Origin of the sequence: Arcticibacter sp., assembly GCF_045629565.1 — a bacterium.
Lineage (GTDB): Bacteria > Bacteroidota > Bacteroidia > Sphingobacteriales > Sphingobacteriaceae > Arcticibacter.
Window position 1 is genome coordinate 24,032 of record NZ_JAZQRL010000100.1, and the last position, 14,487, is coordinate 38,518.

Consider the following 14,487-nt stretch of genomic DNA (forward strand, 5'->3'; position numbering starts at 1 on the left):
TTATTTAGCAGTAGAGTAGGCTTTCAATGTATTAATCAATAGAACATTTTCTTCAGGCGTTCCGATGGTGATGCGGATAGCACCTTCGCAGAGTTGAACCTTTGAACGGTCGCGGGTGATGATGCCATTTTCGACCAGGTACGAATACAGCCCCCTCGCATCAGTAGTTTTCACCATGATGAAGTTTGCATCCGAAGGCACGATCTCGGTAATGAAAGGGAGCTCAATCATTTCCGCAATGACCATTTCACGCTGGCGGATCGTTTCGCGGATCCAATCATTCACCTGCTCCACGTTGTTCAACGCTTCCAGAGCCAGTTCCTGAGTGGCCTCGTTAATATTATAAGGTGGCTTTACCTTATTGAAGACCTCGATGATCTCTTCGCTCGCAAAAGCCATACCCAGACGGATACCGGCGAGTCCCCAAGCCTTCGACAAGGTCTGCAGCACCACCAGGTTACTGTATTCGGTTAGCTCCTGGATAAAAGTTTTTTGTCTGGAGTAATTGATATAAGCCTCGTCCACGACCACCAGCCCCCCAAAATTCGCAATCAGCGTCTCAATATCCTCACGCATGATAGAGTTGCCAGTGGGGTTGTTAGGCGAGCAAACAAAGATCATCTTCGTATACTCATCAATAGCCTCCGCAATAGCTTCCATATCCAGCTGATAGTCCGGCGTCAGCAACACCTTCTTAAGCGTTACATCGTTAATACTAGCCGAAACCTCGTACATGCCATAGGTGGGAGGAAGGACGATGACATTGTCAATACCCGGGCGACAAAAAGCCCTGAACAAGATGTCAATCGCTTCATCACTGCCATTTCCCAAAAAGATATTCTGAGGCGGCACACCCTTTATCGTGCTGAGCTTCGTCTTCACAGCCATCTGCAAAGGGTCAGGATAGCGGTTATAGTTTTTATTTAAGGGAGAGCCAAAGCTGTTCTCGTTCGCATCAAGGAAAACGGAAGCTTCGCCTTTGTATTCGTCCCGGGCAGAAGAATACGGAACCAGATTCAATATGTTGGTTCTCAATAATTTCGTTAAATCAAATTCCATCGCTTATTTAATTAGCTGTTCACAGAAGAAATCCGGAGAGACATCGCATTCTTATGCGCCTGCAGCCCTTCCAGTTCGGCCAAAACCTCAACGGCCCTGCCAATCTGATGGACACCTTCAGGTGAGATATGTTGAAATGTAATTTTCTTGATAAAAGAGTCAAGCGACACCCCTGAGTAAGAGCGTGCGTAGGCACTTGTCGGCAGGGTATGGTTCGTACCCGAAGCATAGTCACCTGCACTTTCAGGGGTAAGATGTCCCAGAAATACCGAGCCCGCATTGCTGATAGAAGGAATCAACTCCTTCCAGTTAGCTGTCGCCAGGATCAAATGCTCCGGAGCATACTGGTTACTGAATTCCATAGCTTTCTCCAGGTCTGCCGTCAACACTGCGTATGAATTCGCCATCGCCTTAGCAGCAATTTCCACTCTGGGTAACGCAGCAAGCTGCCTTTCCAGAGCAGCAATCGTTTCACCGATAAGCGCAGAAGAGCTGGATACCAGTATAGCCTGCGAATCCGCACCATGTTCTGCCTGTGCCAGCAGATCTGCCGCTACAAATTCTGGATTAGCGCCTTCGTCTGCGATGATCAATACCTCAGATGGACCTGCAGGCATATCAATAGCGGTCTGCGTGGTCGACTGTATAAGCGTCTTCGCCCTGGTTACATACTGGTTACCCGGACCAAAGATCTTGTCCGTGCGTGGTATAGAATCCGTTCCATAGGCCATCGCAGCTACCGCCTGAGCACCGCCCGCAAGATAAACGCGTTCAATGTCAAGCAACATCGCCACATAAGCCAAGTAGCAATTGATCAAGCCGTCCTTTTGAGGAGGTGAGCAAACTACGATCTCCTTACACCCGGCAATGCGGGCAGGAATCCCCAGCATCAGAAATGTACTCGGCAACACAGCCGAGCCACCTGGAATATACAAACCTACACGCTCGATAGCTCTAGGTTCTCTCCAGCAAGTAACCCCTGGCATGGTATTAACAGGAGCTTCCTGATGTTTTTGCGCTGCATGGAACGCCGTAATATTGCCATAAGCCAGGTCTATAGCCGACTTTTGTTCAGCACCTATACCCGACGCTATTTGCGCGATCTCCGCTTTCTCAATAAACAGCTTATCCAGTTTTACCCCGTCAAACTTCTCTGCGAGGGCTTTAAGAGCCTCATCGCCGCGGCTGCGTACTTCAGCGATAATGCCTTCCACACGCTGGCCGATAGTCTGGTCTTCATCGGCATTTCTAGAGATCAGTTTAGCAATCTCACCCGCCGACAGGTCCTGATATGAATAGGTTTGTAACACTATAAAATGATCTTTTCAATAGGCATAACAACAATTCCCTGCGCTCCGACAGCCTTCATCTGGCTGATCTTATCCCAGAAATCTTTTTCCGCAACAACGGTATGGACTGCCACCCATCCTTCCTCAGCCAGAGGTACAACAGTCGGACTTTTAATACCACTTAGAAGCGACTTGATCGCATCCAGGTTCTTTCGTTCAATGTTCAACACCACATACTTAGTCTCTTTTGCGCGCAGTACTGATTGTACACGTTGCAGAAGCTCCACAATGAGCGGATTTTGTTCCTCTCCCTTCCGGCCGATCAGAACAGCCTGCGAATGCATCACGTCTCCAAAAGGCATCAGCCCATTGCTCTTCAAAGTGCCGCCGGTAGAAACCAGATCACAGATCGCGTCACTCAGACCAAGACCTGGAGCAATCTCTACGGATCCGGAAATGGTGCGTATGTCTGAAGAAATATGATTAGCGCCTAAAAATTTCTTTAAGATGTTCGGGTAGGAGGTAGCAATAGATTTTCCATTGAGGTCTTCCAGCGTTTTGATCTGCCCGTTATTGGGTACGGCAAGCTTCAGAGAACATTTACCAAAGCCCAGCATCTGCAGGTAAGCCACGTCAACTTCCGTTTCGTTGATCACGTTTTCGCCTACTATTCCCAGATCTGCAATGCCGTCCTGAACATATTCAGGGATATCATCGTCTCTTAAAAAAAGAATTTCTAAAGGGAAGTTGGAAACTTGAGATATTAATGAGCTTTTGTAGTTTTCAAAACTAAGACCGCAGTTTTTAAGAAGCTCTACCGATTTTTCGTTTAGTCTACCAGATTTCTGGATAGCAATTTTGAGTGTTTTCAATTTATATAAAAATTTAATCAGTCCAATAAAAGGTGTTCAGGAACAATCAGTTTCACGTAGAAACCATATACATATCATATCGCCGCAAGGCGATGATGGAGATGATGATGGTATGTGAACGATTTCGACATATATTGGGCTCCTGATTAAAACCGGGATATCACAAATATACATATCCAACCCTAATATCAAAACTTTTATATTTGGCCAATGGTTGATGCGATTATTATTGGTGCCGGTGCTTGTGGTTTGATGTGTGCGGTTCAGGCAGGTTTTTTAGGTAAACAAGTCATCTTACTGGAGAAGAACGATAAGGCGGGAGCAAAGATTCTTATATCGGGAGGCGGACGATGCAACTACACCAATCTCTTCAGTAGTCCCGCCAATTTTATTTCTCAAAACGAACACTTCTGCAAGTCTGCCTTTTCCCAATGGACCGTGGAAGACAGCGTCAGTTTTTTCGAAACATACGGCATTTTCGGACGAGAGAAAACACTCGGACAACTCTTTCCGGAGAATAATAAAGCAAAGGATATCGTCGGTGTCTTTACTTCATTGTGCGATAATCTGGGACAAAGCATTCGCTTACAGGCAGACGTTAAGTCTGTGCAGCGCAAGGAAGATGGCAGGTTTGTCGTGACTTATGACCATCAGGGCAAGAGCAAGACCCTGGAGGCACCCGCTGTCGTGATTGCTTCGGGCGGTTTGCCCGTTCAGAAGATGGGCGCAACAGACTTCGGCTTGCGCATCGCAAAGGAATTCGGATTGAAGATAGTCCCTACAGCACCCGCACTCGTACCTCTAACCGTTACCGGTAAAGATGCAGAGTGGTTTGCCAGCCTGTCAGGCAACAGCATCTTCAGCAGGGTAAGTAATGATCGTATCAGCTTTGAAGAAAATATCCTGTTCACCCATTGGGGACTTAGCGGTCCCGCTATCCTGCAAATCTCATCTTACTGGCGTCCGGGAGAGTGGGTGGAACTTGATCTCCTTCCCGGAAAGAACATCCTGGAACTCATCGAGCAGGAGCGTCAGCAGAATGGCAAGAGGAGCCTGCTTACTCTCTTAGCACAGCTGTACACCAGGAAGATCGCAGATGCATTAGCTAAATACCTGCCGGTTGATAAGAACCTGGCCTCCTTGAGCAAAGCCGACCTGCAAACCATCGAGCAGCAGATTCACTATTTCAGAGTCAAGCCTGCGGGCGACAAAGGTTACGACAGGGCAGAGGTCATGCGTGGCGGGGTGGACACAAGCGAACTGTCCTCCAAAACCCTTGAAGCGAAGAAAGTACCCGGACTCTATTTCGGAGGTGAGTGCGTAGACGTGACCGGCTGGTTGGGCGGCTACAACTTCCAGTGGGCCTGGGCCTCAGGATTTGTAATAGCGCAAAGCATATAATAAACCACGTTACAGGTTTTTCGTAGCCCTCAGCATTTCCCGTTTACCCGGAGCGCCAGGGGCTTTCTCAATAGAAAAGCCAAGCGACTTCATAGCTCGCTTCAGATTCCCGGTGATAGCGTAGGTAACAAACACACCGCCCGGCTTAATGAACCTGCTGATATGCGTCAGAGCCTCCACAGACCACATTTCCGGCTGATGGATCTCCGCGAAAGCATCAAAATACATCACATCAAACATCGTTGAGGAATCAAACTCCATCAGTTTTATTGGACTGATCTCCAACCTGCAGTACTCATTAAAGTCTTTAGGCGATCCCAACACAGAAGAATAGTTCTCCTTAAATTCCGTCCAAGTCTCTGCAGAAACATATTGGTCATAGCCAGTACTAAAGATCATCTCTTCCGAAAGGGGATAAGCCTCAATACCTGTGTATTCCAGATTCAGGCCTGCTGTCCGGCAATAATCCGCGCTGATCAGGAAGTTCAGTCCCGTACCAAAGCCAACCTCCAGTACCGAGACAGAGCTGGCAACAGAAAGCTGCTGAAAATGCTGTAAGCCCGATTTTAGGAATACATGCTGACTCTCCTGCAAGGCCCCATGTTTGGAATGGTAGTTTTCACCCACCAATTGATTAAATATCGTCGAAGAGCCGTCTGCCGTCTGTACCAGTGAAAGATGATCTGCCATATGTCCTTATCTTTTGCAGTCGCAAACTTAAGCCTAAACCGTCTGCCTGAACAGAAATAAATCAAATAATACCTTCGTATTTCCTAAAACTGCCGTAATTTCGCCACATGTATCAATTGCTAAAACCTTTATTGTTTCAATTCGCTCCTGAAAATATTCACCATATCGTCACTTCTATGCTGAAGAACGGTAATATGATTCCGGGAGTCCCTTTCCTTCAGAAAAGCGTATTTCATCTTGATGACCCCCGCCTGGAGCGTGAGGTGTTCGGATTGAAGTTTAAGAATCCCGTGGGACTCGGAGCAGGTTTTGACAAGAATGCCGCGCTCGTAGATGAGCTGTCGCATTTTGGCTTTGGCTTCATTGAAATTGGTACAGTAACACCCTTACCTCAGCCAGGCAACGATCAGCCACGGATGTTCCGTCTTCCCATGGACGAAGCCCTGATCAACCGGATGGGCTTTAACAATGAGGGTGCTGAAGTAGCAGCCACGCGACTGAAATTCCTGAAGCGCAAGGGTCTGATTGTCGGCGGAAATATCGGAAAGAACAAGATCACACCTAACGAAGAGGCGGTAAGTGATTATATCAAGGCGTTTGATGCACTGTTTGATGTAGTCGATTATTTCGTGGTCAATGTAAGTTCACCGAACACACCCGGACTAAGAGCCTTGCAAGAAAAAGGTCCTTTGAAGGAGATCTTAAACACCCTTCAACAACGCAACAGCAAGAACAATATCAGCCGTCCCATCTTACTGAAGATCGCACCTGATCTGACCAACGAACAGCTCGATGATATCATCGAAATCGTAACAGAAACAAAGATCGCGGGGGTAATAGCTACCAACACCACTATTTCAAGGGATAATCTCCGCTCTCCGCAGAACCTGAAATCAGAAACCGGAGGCCTTAGTGGTAAACCGCTGACGAAGAGGTCAACCGAGGTGATCCGCTATCTTTCAGAAAAGTCCAACAAAGCATTCCCGATCATCGGAGTAGGGGGAATCCACTCCGCACAAGATGCGTTGGATAAGCTGGACGCAGGAGCATCTCTTGTGCAGATCTATACCGGGTTTATTTACGAAGGGCCGATCCTGATCAAAAGGATCAACCAGGCGATTCTGAAAAACCAGACTGCTAAGGTCTGATGCCTTTATCCTCCTCAACAGGGGGAAAGAAGGCGCTCAGGCGCGCTCTCATAATAGAGTCGTCAGCAATACCCATGTAGCTGTCCGCGCAGCAAAAATTCAGTTCATGCCTTAAATAATAAAGTTCATCAGAAAAACAGAGGCCTGATGGGTTACTCATTGCCAGGAAGCTCTATTTTTGAACAATGACTCAAATCAAAAAGATCAACTTAAAAAGGCTGTTCATCTTTTTCTTTGCTACCCTGATCTATGCATTATGCCAGATGCTTTTCAGCATCATCCTGATGAAAGAAGACCCCTGGAAGGACCTGCATATACAGCTATCAGCCCATTACATCGTCATCTTCATCATGTGCATAGCAGACTATGGTCTGCTTTTGCTACTGAATAAATATTTGCCCTACTCCAAAAGTATATATTACCGCGTCATCGCCGATATTGCAGGAATTACCATCATATGCCTTGTGCTGTTGGGAGGGTTCAACTATTTTATATATAACATACTTTTTGTCCCGGAACAGGGAATGCCTCCCTTCGTTATCAAATTTGCGCTTGCCATGGCAGCAAATATCCCCATCCTCCTGGTATTCGAGCTGATCTTCTATTTTCAATCAGAACAGAAGGCCATAGCCGAATCCGAAAAGGCAAAAAGAAAGGTACTCTTGTTCCAGCACGAAACGTTGAGGTCACAGATCAACCCTCATTTTTTATTTAATTCACTTAACGTGCTGTCTTCGTTGATCTATATCAATCCGGATAATGCCAATGAATTCGCCAAATCGCTCTCCCGGACTTACCGGTATGTACTTTCACTCACCCGGCAGCCAGTCGTCTCTGTAGCAGAAGAACTGGACGCACTCGACTCCTATATTTTTCTAATGAGAATGAGGTTCGAGAATGCGTTCACACTGACCGTTAATACGCTGAACACGACCCAGTCAGACGAGATCATTCCGCTTACGCTGCAGCTGCTCATCGAGAATGCATTCAAGCACAATATCGCCACCGAAGAATCTCCATTGCGGATAGCAATCACTGTAGACAGCGATCATGTTCAGGTGGAAAATAATATACAGCCGTCCAGCGATGTAGATAAGGGTGGGATAGGGCTGAAATATCTCAGCTCTCAGTATCAGTTGTATGCTAAAGAGATCGTCGTTGAGCATACAAGAGAAATGTTCAGGGTTAAAATACCTTATTTGCAGTCATGAAATACCTGATAGTAGAAGACGAACGGTTTGCATATGAAGAGCTGAAACGTATGATAACGAAGCTCAGGCCGGGGTATATTTTGGAGGCCCATACGAAAACAGTCGTTGATACCATAGCCTTCCTGAAATCCTCCCGCGTTGATTTGATCCTGTTGGACATTCGTCTGGCAGATGGCAATTGTTTCGAAATATTTAACCATGTAGATGTTTCCACGCCCGTCATCTTCACTACCGCATATGACGAACACGCCGTTAAAGCGTTCAAGCTGAACAGTATCGATTACCTGTTGAAGCCTTTCAAAGAGAATGAGCTCGAAAGAGCACTGCTCAAGTTTGAAACCATCTTTAGCAGCAATCCCTTTACAAGTAGCTCCATGAACTTTGAACAGCTCCTGTCGTTCAAGACCAAAAACCGCTTCCTCATCTCCAAAGGCGAGAACTACCATTACATAGAGACCCTGGATATCGCCCATTTTTACAGCGAAGACGGGGTCGTCTTCCTGCATACGTTTACTGACAGGCGGTATATCATTAGCTATACACTGGACCAGTTAGAGCAACAGCTCGACAAAAGTCTGTTCTTTCGTGTATCCCGTAATTGCATCGGCAATGTAAAAGCCATTGAAAGCGTGGCCAAATACTTCAACAGTCGCCTAAAACTATCCTTTCAGCCTGAGTGTCCGCACGAAGTTTTGGTTAGCAGGGTACGGGTTCCTGAATTCCTGAAATGGATGGACGGCATGATGGAGTAGCCCTCACGGAGAATTTCACGGGTTCTTTTCTGTAGTTCATCCTGCTGGTACTGATGTCTGCAAGTAATCGCTTCCGGCTTTAGTACTTGTATTATTCCTTTGTTCAACAAACGAAAGAATACGTACATATAATTTAAGAACCGTGAATTCAAAAACAGCAATTTTTGCAACATTCGCTACGCTGCTGGCTCTAAGAGGAACCGCTCAGCAGATCTCATTCAAAACAGAGTACATGGGTAAGTCGGGCTATTATTATTTGCCCCCAGGCGAAAAACCCAGGGAAAAAATCGGCGACCGAAAAGGCTCTGCCATGGTCTATCAGGGAGCGGTCAGCATACCTTTATCACTGAAAACAAATGAGGACAACCGCCCAACTGCCTGGGGGATCGGTTTCGGCGGAGCATACGCATCCCTGCGGAATCAAAACTTCTCTGAACCTATGGTATCCGAGATCATGAACCTGCAACTAGGCGTTTACCACATGCGGCCGCTGAACTACAGATGGTCAGTAAGAGCAAGCATCGGAATGGGGGTATTCACGCCATCTGCTAAGTTCTCCAGCATCAGCTTCAAAAACGTCCTTGCAAGCGGAAGTTTTGTCTTTATCCGCCATCTCAAACCCAATCTGGATATAGGAGGAGGATTGGCGATCAACAGCTCACTTGGCTATCCGATGGCATTTCCGGCCGTTTACCTCAGGTGGAAGACCAGCGGGAAGTTAGACGTCAACATCGAACTGGTAGAGGGGCTGGACATGTCGGCGGGGTACAACCTCAGTGATCATATGAAATTGTCCTACGCGCTAGAAATGAATGGTCAGGTCGCCCTGCTGGAAAAAGACGGCAAAGACATGATCTTCTCCCATCAGTACATTGTTACCGGTTTCCGTCCCGAAGTCAGGCTGCAGCAGACCCGGTTAACGCTGACCGGTATGGTAGGATTGAACCTGTTCCGTCCTGCTGCTTACAGCGAGAGAACCTTAAAAGGAGTGTTTGCCGGTGATAACGACTACCATTTCTCTGCCTCTGCATACGCTTCGATTGGTTTGAAGATGAACTTTTAACTCATGAAAGTGAAGCAGGTATTCCACTCTCTGGCGTACAGATCGATCTATATCATGGTTTATATTTTAAGCCATTTACCTATGGTTCTACTATATGCATTGGCTTCATTTATTTATTTCCTTGCCTACCACGTGTTCGGATACAGGAAAGCAGTGGTGATTCAGAACGTCTCCCGGTCCTTTCCCGATAAGCGTTATGGCGAAGTCGAAGCCATTGTCAGAAAGTTCTATATCAGCTTTGTCTCTTATTTTGCTGAAATGATCAAAGGCATATCCGCTCCGGCAGATGTATTGGACAAAAAGATCATCTTTAACAATCTGGAACTGATAGACTTCTACATCCGTTCAGGACGAAGCGTTATCGCCTGCATGGGGCACTGTAGCAACTGGGAGATGTTGAATCTGTTGCCCTATAAAACCCCCCATGATGTATACGCAGTCTATAAACCTCTCAGCTCCGGCGTAATGAACAGGCTGGTGAGTAAACTACGGTCACGTTTCGGCATGAAGTTGCTTCCCGACAGACGAGCTATACGTCATATATTGTATCAAAGATCAAGGCCTGCTGTCTACCTTTTTCTTGCTGATCAATGCCCGCGCATCAAGGATGAAAAATACCGGTTTACGCTCTTGAATCAGGAAACCTATGTTTTCTCCGGCATGGAAAAACTGGCGCGCAAGGCCAAAGCAGCCGTCGTTTACCTGAACATCACGCAGAGGTCTAGAGGATATTATAGAGTCGTCTGCCTGCCGGTATCATCCGGGTCGGAGCATATGGCTGAAGGCGAAATAACGCGGAAGTACATTAATCTGCTTACAGAGAATATCAACGAAGAGCCATACGGCTGGCTATGGTCGCATAAACGATGGAAAGGATAATGGAATGTGCCACCATGAACTGGAAGTTTATCAAAAGGGAGGCAGAATTTCCGAAAATCAATTTATCGACTCCTTAAACTGCACCGGCGTCATCTGCGTTTTCATCTTAAACAATCTGCTGAACGATTGCGAATGTTCAAACCCCAGTTGATACGCCACCTCGCTGATACTCAGGGTTGTCGTGGAGAGAAGTTCCTTCGATCTTTCAATCAGCTTCTCCTGGATGTGCTGCTGGGCGTTCAATCCCGTTAGCGAACGCAGCATATCACTCAAGTAGTTGGGCGTATAATTCAACTGCTCAGCCAGATACTGCACGGTAGGAATGCCGATAATCACCGGCTGTTGTTCATAGAAATACTTGTTCAGCAGTTCTTCAAATTGCAGCAGCAGGTCGCTGGTAGGAGCCTGACGGGTAAGAAACTGTCGTTTGTAGAAGCGTCTGGCGTAGCTAAGCAACAGTTCGATCTGTGCGATGACCACGTCGTGACTAAAATCATCTATGCGGCTGTTTAGCTCTTCCTGAATGATGCTGAAAATAGATGATACCGTTGTTCTTTCCTGCTCAGAAAGGTGTAGTGCCTCATTCGAGGCGTAGGAGAAGAACCCGTATTGCCTGATCTTTGCCGCAAGCGGATAGCCATGCAGAAAATCCTGATGGAAAATTAACGAATAGCCTTCGTTTCCCTTGTAAATTTCGGTGCTTCCTACGATCTGATTAGGCGCGGTGAAGACCATACTTCCTTCGTCAAAATCGTAATAACCCTGGCCATATCTGAAACTTCCGCCCAACTTATTGATAAAGGAGATTTTGTAAAGCGTTGTTACGTAACTCACCGGCAACCGGCTCAGATTAACCCGCTCGTCACGGGTATCCAGCAAACTGATCAGCGGGTGAAAAGGTCCGGGAATATCCAGCATGCGGTGTATTTCCGTCAGGGACTCCAGTTTTACAAGCTTGGGTGCGTCGTTTTTCATACCGTAAAATAATAAATTATGACCGGACATTTCTTCAGCTGCCGGTCATAAGTAGTTCAAGATTCCGTTAATTCTAAGGCCGAGACGATATATTACCAGGGCATCGGGCCTTCAGGGCCTGTAAAGGTTCCAGTTGGGCCGTCCGTTTCCAGGGCTACACGAATCGGTTCACGGGAGCCGACTTCCAGACTGTCTGTGCCCTGAAAGTTATTGAGTGCGGTGGCAGTATAGCCGGGACTGACAGCATTCACCTTGATGTTTTCCTTTTCCAGTTCTAAGGCAAAAGCCAGAGTAACTGCGTTGAGAGCAGTTTTCGAGGCCGCATAAACAATCCCGAAGTGCTCTCTCGCCCAGCATTCCGGATCGGAGATCCAGGTTAATGAACCCAGTCCGCTCGATACATTGACGATGCGCGCAGCCGATGACTTGCGCAGCAACGGCAAAGCAGCCTGTGTTATGGCTATTACCCCCAATACGTTGGTTTCCCATACAGTACGCACTTCGTCGAGCGAAACGTTAACTGCCCGCCCGGTACTCATTAGTTCCTCCGGACCTTTAGGGGCTGTTCCACCATGAGATATACCGGCGTTGTTTACCAGTAGATCCAGTCGGCCTTGTTCTTTCCCGATAAGCGCTACAGCCTCATTGATGCTTTCTTGTTGAGTAACGTCCAGTTGAATAGCTCTGGCGTTTTCGCCGATCTTTGCAGCTGCCTTTTCGCCGTTTTCTAGCTTACGCGAACCCACATATACAATATAACCATTCTCGGCTAGTGACTTCGCAATTTCATTACCTACGCCTTGGTTGGCACCGGTTACTAGGGCAACAGGCTGTGCGTTTGTAGTTGACTTCATTTGATTTTCCATGAGATTATTTTAATTATTAAGGCAAAGCTCCGCATCATGCCTTACGCAATTGTAACCAAATCACGGAGACTTGTAACCGAATGAGAGGTGTATTTTTGATAGCAACATGACCTGTTCAGGCTAAATCACCCCAGAACTATACTGTATTAAATTTTGTTACCGTATTTCTCTTATAATTCATTAACTTTTTATAGTTTTAGTAAAACAATCCTGCTTTCTAATAGGAGAATTGCTAAAAAAATGAAGCATAGGGACGAATTAACGCTTCTTCAAAAAATAGCCGCAGGTGATACTGCTGCTTTTACGGTTATTTATGAGCACTATGGTCCCCCTGTCTGCTCATTCATCAAAAAGTATATGCGTTCCCAGGAGCTGTCCGACGATATCTGTCAAAACGTTTTCATTAAGATTTGGGAACAGCGGGAGCAGCTTTCCGAAGTGACAGAATTTGCTGCCTGGGCTTTTACGATCGCAAAGAGACAATGTATAGACCTCCTGAAAAGAGCTTCCCGCGAACAAACTGCTATGAGTATGATTCTCTCTGCCTACCAGGGGGAGAGCAGTCCGAGTGAAAACAAGATTCACACCAGTGAGTATCTTCAATTTATTGAGAGCGTGCTTAACCGCATGCCACCAAGAACGATGGAAGTGTTCCGCCTATGTCGCCAGCAATGCAAATCTTACAATGAAGCAGCAGAAGAACTCGGTATAACCCGCGATGCTATAAAAAAACATATGGTACGTTCCATGCGGATACTGAAAGAATCTGCTGAGAAAGAACTTGGTGTTTCTTTTTCCCTGCTGTTAATTCTGTTGAACAGTTAAAGAGATATTTACTTAAATTATTTCGAGAGAGGGGTACCCCCTTTTCATTCCCAGTCGACATACTAATAAATACCGTCCTTATGTCGCTCCCGGAAGAAAAATATATCAAGGAACTTATTGCCAGATACAAAGCCGGCGAAGCTACTCCAGCGGAGCTACAGGCGCTGCTTGGATTGATCGGCGAAGAGCAGTTTGACCAGCTTTTGGAGCAGGATATGGACATCGAGATCGAGCGGTACCTAGCCTCCGGAAATGCCAAACAGATGCATAAAGGGAGACCATGGCATCGTTATTTTGCCGCTGCATCCATCTTTCTTTTGCTTGGCACGGGTGTTTACCTCCGTCTGCGGAGTTCATCGCCTGGTAAAAAGCAAGAGGTAAAAGTAAATGCTGTAATAACAGATATTGAGCCTGGTTCATCCAGGGCTACGCTAACCCTGGCAGACGGAAGTAAAATAGATCTCAATGATGCAAGGAATGGAACTATCGCCGGGCAGGACGGAATAAAGATCTTAAAAAGTAAGTCCGGACAACTTATTTACCAGATTCAAGAGCAACCGCAAAGTCAATCGCTAAACGAGGAATTATCTTATAACACCATTACAACTCCCAGAGGCGGGCAATGGCAGGTTATCCTTCCGGATGGCTCTGCGGTATGGTTGAATGCCGGATCCAGCCTTCGTTATCCCACCAGCTTCAGTAAGGATGGGCGACATGTGACCTTAACAGGAGAAGCTTATTTTGAGGTCGCCAAACAGATTGACAAAACTACAGGAAGGCGGGAGCCTTTTCTGGTGCTGACCAACCATCAAAAAATTGAAGTATTGGGCACTCATTTTAATGTAAATGCCTACGACGATGAAAAAGTGGTTCGAACCACCCTTCTGGAAGGCAAGGTAAGGCTATCGACTCCAAACTCAACGGCATCCATAGATCTTAAGCCTGGCTTTGAAGCCGTCTTGAGTGATCAGCACTTCGTAACTGCTGAGGCAGATGCCCAGTTAGCAGTCGCCTGGAAGAATGGAGATTTCATTTTCGACGGTCAGAATCTGAAGGCTACCATGCGACAGATTGCCCGTTGGTACGACGTCGATATCGTCTATCAGAATATGCCAGACAATGTGCTGATCGGTGGAACGGTTTCTAGGGCAAACAAGCTTTCTGCGGTGCTCAGGGCCCTTGAACTTACGGGAAAAGTAAAGGTAGCGACAGAAGGGCGAAGGGTAACGCTAAGCAAATAATCTAGTATTCACCATAAAACTAAAAGTATGTCCCAAATTCTACGATGTTAAGTTAAGGACCCCCCGGGCAGACGAAAGAAACGCAAAGGTGCTGGTAACACCTTTACGTAATCATCTGAGTTCAGTCCCGTCCGGCCAAGCCGGCAATTATCAGCAATCAGGTATTCACTCAAACTCAAGCAAAAGTATGCATTTTAATGCTATTAATTTTGGTAG

General features: G+C 46.5%; 14 protein-coding genes. 8 read left to right on the plus strand and 6 right to left on the minus strand.

Features of this window, described 5'->3' with window-relative positions; translation table 11 throughout:
- The 3 genes from hisC to hisG are packed head-to-tail and all read right to left on the minus strand — an operon-like array spanning position 1 to position 3,220.
- The gene (hisC, locus tag ACKI5J_RS12100) at positions 1-1,059 is read right to left on the minus strand and encodes a histidinol-phosphate transaminase (protein ID WP_407429733.1); all 1,059 of its coding nucleotides are present in this window, start codon (positions 1,057-1,059) and stop codon (positions 1-3) included.
- A gap of 11 nt (positions 1,060-1,070) precedes the next feature.
- Positions 1,071-2,369 (minus strand): histidinol dehydrogenase, encoded by a 1,299-nt coding sequence (gene hisD, locus ACKI5J_RS12105; protein ID WP_407429734.1) that lies wholly within the window; start codon positions 2,367-2,369, stop codon positions 1,071-1,073.
- Positions 2,369-3,220: an ATP phosphoribosyltransferase gene (gene hisG / locus ACKI5J_RS12110; protein WP_407429735.1), complete on the minus strand. Its 852-nt coding sequence runs from the start codon at positions 3,218-3,220 to the stop codon at positions 2,369-2,371. The genes hisD and hisG overlap by 1 nt, the downstream gene beginning before the upstream one ends.
- Before the next feature lie 210 nt (positions 3,221-3,430).
- Between hisG and ACKI5J_RS12115 the strand changes: the two genes are divergently transcribed.
- Positions 3,431-4,621: an NAD(P)/FAD-dependent oxidoreductase gene (locus ACKI5J_RS12115; protein ID WP_407429736.1), complete on the plus strand. Its 1,191-nt coding sequence runs from the start codon at positions 3,431-3,433 to the stop codon at positions 4,619-4,621.
- Between the two features lie 9 nt (positions 4,622-4,630).
- Here the strand turns inward: ACKI5J_RS12115 and mnmD are convergent, their stop codons facing one another.
- Entirely contained in the window at positions 4,631-5,311 is a 681-nt protein-coding gene (gene mnmD, locus ACKI5J_RS12120) for a tRNA (5-methylaminomethyl-2-thiouridine)(34)-methyltransferase MnmD (protein WP_407429737.1), read from the minus strand.
- A 107-nt stretch (positions 5,312-5,418) separates the two neighbouring features.
- Between mnmD and ACKI5J_RS12125 the strand changes: the two genes are divergently transcribed.
- The 5 genes from ACKI5J_RS12125 to ACKI5J_RS12145 all read left to right on the plus strand — a co-directional run bounded on the left by ACKI5J_RS12125 (position 5,419) and on the right by ACKI5J_RS12145 (position 10,364).
- On the plus strand, positions 5,419-6,459 hold the full coding sequence (locus tag ACKI5J_RS12125) for a quinone-dependent dihydroorotate dehydrogenase (RefSeq protein WP_407429738.1): 1,041 nt from the start codon (positions 5,419-5,421) through the stop codon (positions 6,457-6,459).
- A 185-nt stretch (positions 6,460-6,644) separates the two neighbouring features.
- Positions 6,645-7,670, plus strand: a complete 1,026-nt coding sequence (locus ACKI5J_RS12130) for a sensor histidine kinase (RefSeq protein WP_407429739.1) — start codon at positions 6,645-6,647, stop codon at positions 7,668-7,670.
- Positions 7,667-8,422, plus strand: coding sequence for a LytR/AlgR family response regulator transcription factor (locus tag ACKI5J_RS12135; protein ID WP_407429740.1), 756 nt, complete (start codon positions 7,667-7,669; stop codon positions 8,420-8,422). The genes ACKI5J_RS12130 and ACKI5J_RS12135 overlap by 4 nt, the downstream gene beginning before the upstream one ends.
- 142 nt (positions 8,423-8,564) lie before the next feature.
- Positions 8,565-9,485 (plus strand): DUF6268 family outer membrane beta-barrel protein, encoded by a 921-nt coding sequence (locus ACKI5J_RS12140; protein WP_407429741.1) that lies wholly within the window; start codon positions 8,565-8,567, stop codon positions 9,483-9,485.
- A gap of 54 nt (positions 9,486-9,539) precedes the next feature.
- Positions 9,540-10,364: a lysophospholipid acyltransferase family protein gene (locus ACKI5J_RS12145; protein WP_407429907.1), complete on the plus strand. Its 825-nt coding sequence runs from the start codon at positions 9,540-9,542 to the stop codon at positions 10,362-10,364.
- A 57-nt stretch (positions 10,365-10,421) separates the two neighbouring features.
- Here ACKI5J_RS12145 and ACKI5J_RS12150 read toward each other — a convergent pair whose 3' ends face one another.
- Positions 10,422-11,339, minus strand: a complete 918-nt coding sequence (locus ACKI5J_RS12150) for a helix-turn-helix domain-containing protein (protein ID WP_407429742.1) — start codon at positions 11,337-11,339, stop codon at positions 10,422-10,424.
- Between the two features lie 92 nt (positions 11,340-11,431).
- Positions 11,432-12,205 (minus strand): SDR family NAD(P)-dependent oxidoreductase, encoded by a 774-nt coding sequence (locus tag ACKI5J_RS12155; RefSeq protein ID WP_407429743.1) that lies wholly within the window; start codon positions 12,203-12,205, stop codon positions 11,432-11,434.
- A 240-nt stretch (positions 12,206-12,445) separates the two neighbouring features.
- Between ACKI5J_RS12155 and ACKI5J_RS12160 the strand changes: the two genes are divergently transcribed.
- Together ACKI5J_RS12160 and ACKI5J_RS12165 are read left to right on the plus strand one after the other, a co-directional pair.
- A complete protein-coding gene (locus ACKI5J_RS12160) occupies positions 12,446-13,030 on the plus strand; it encodes an RNA polymerase sigma factor (protein WP_407429744.1) in 585 nt (194 codons plus the stop codon).
- Between the two features lie 80 nt (positions 13,031-13,110).
- Positions 13,111-14,271 (plus strand): FecR family protein, encoded by a 1,161-nt coding sequence (locus ACKI5J_RS12165; RefSeq protein ID WP_407429745.1) that lies wholly within the window; start codon positions 13,111-13,113, stop codon positions 14,269-14,271.
- The last annotated feature ends 216 nt before the right edge of the window (positions 14,272-14,487 follow it).

What these genes read in the sequence shown, in the direction of transcription:
- hisC (WP_407429733.1), bottom strand. Translation starts at nt 1,059, where the DNA reads ATGGAATTTGATTTAACGAAATTATTGAGAACCAACATATTGAATCTG.
- ACKI5J_RS12115 (WP_407429736.1), top strand. Translation starts at nt 3,431, where the DNA reads ATGGTTGATGCGATTATTATTGGTGCCGGTGCTTGTGGTTTGATGTGT.
- mnmD (WP_407429737.1), bottom strand. Translation starts at nt 5,311, where the DNA reads ATGGCAGATCATCTTTCACTGGTACAGACGGCAGACGGCTCTTCGACG.
- ACKI5J_RS12125 (WP_407429738.1), top strand. Translation starts at nt 5,419, where the DNA reads ATGTATCAATTGCTAAAACCTTTATTGTTTCAATTCGCTCCTGAAAAT.
- ACKI5J_RS12130 (WP_407429739.1), top strand. Translation starts at nt 6,645, where the DNA reads ATGACTCAAATCAAAAAGATCAACTTAAAAAGGCTGTTCATCTTTTTC.
- ACKI5J_RS12135 (WP_407429740.1), top strand. Translation starts at nt 7,667, where the DNA reads ATGAAATACCTGATAGTAGAAGACGAACGGTTTGCATATGAAGAGCTG.
- ACKI5J_RS12145 (WP_407429907.1), top strand. Translation starts at nt 9,540, where the DNA reads ATGGTTTATATTTTAAGCCATTTACCTATGGTTCTACTATATGCATTG.
- ACKI5J_RS12150 (WP_407429742.1), bottom strand. Translation starts at nt 11,339, where the DNA reads ATGAAAAACGACGCACCCAAGCTTGTAAAACTGGAGTCCCTGACGGAA.
- ACKI5J_RS12155 (WP_407429743.1), bottom strand. Translation starts at nt 12,205, where the DNA reads ATGGAAAATCAAATGAAGTCAACTACAAACGCACAGCCTGTTGCCCTA.
- ACKI5J_RS12160 (WP_407429744.1), top strand. Translation starts at nt 12,446, where the DNA reads ATGAAGCATAGGGACGAATTAACGCTTCTTCAAAAAATAGCCGCAGGT.
- ACKI5J_RS12165 (WP_407429745.1), top strand. Translation starts at nt 13,111, where the DNA reads ATGTCGCTCCCGGAAGAAAAATATATCAAGGAACTTATTGCCAGATAC.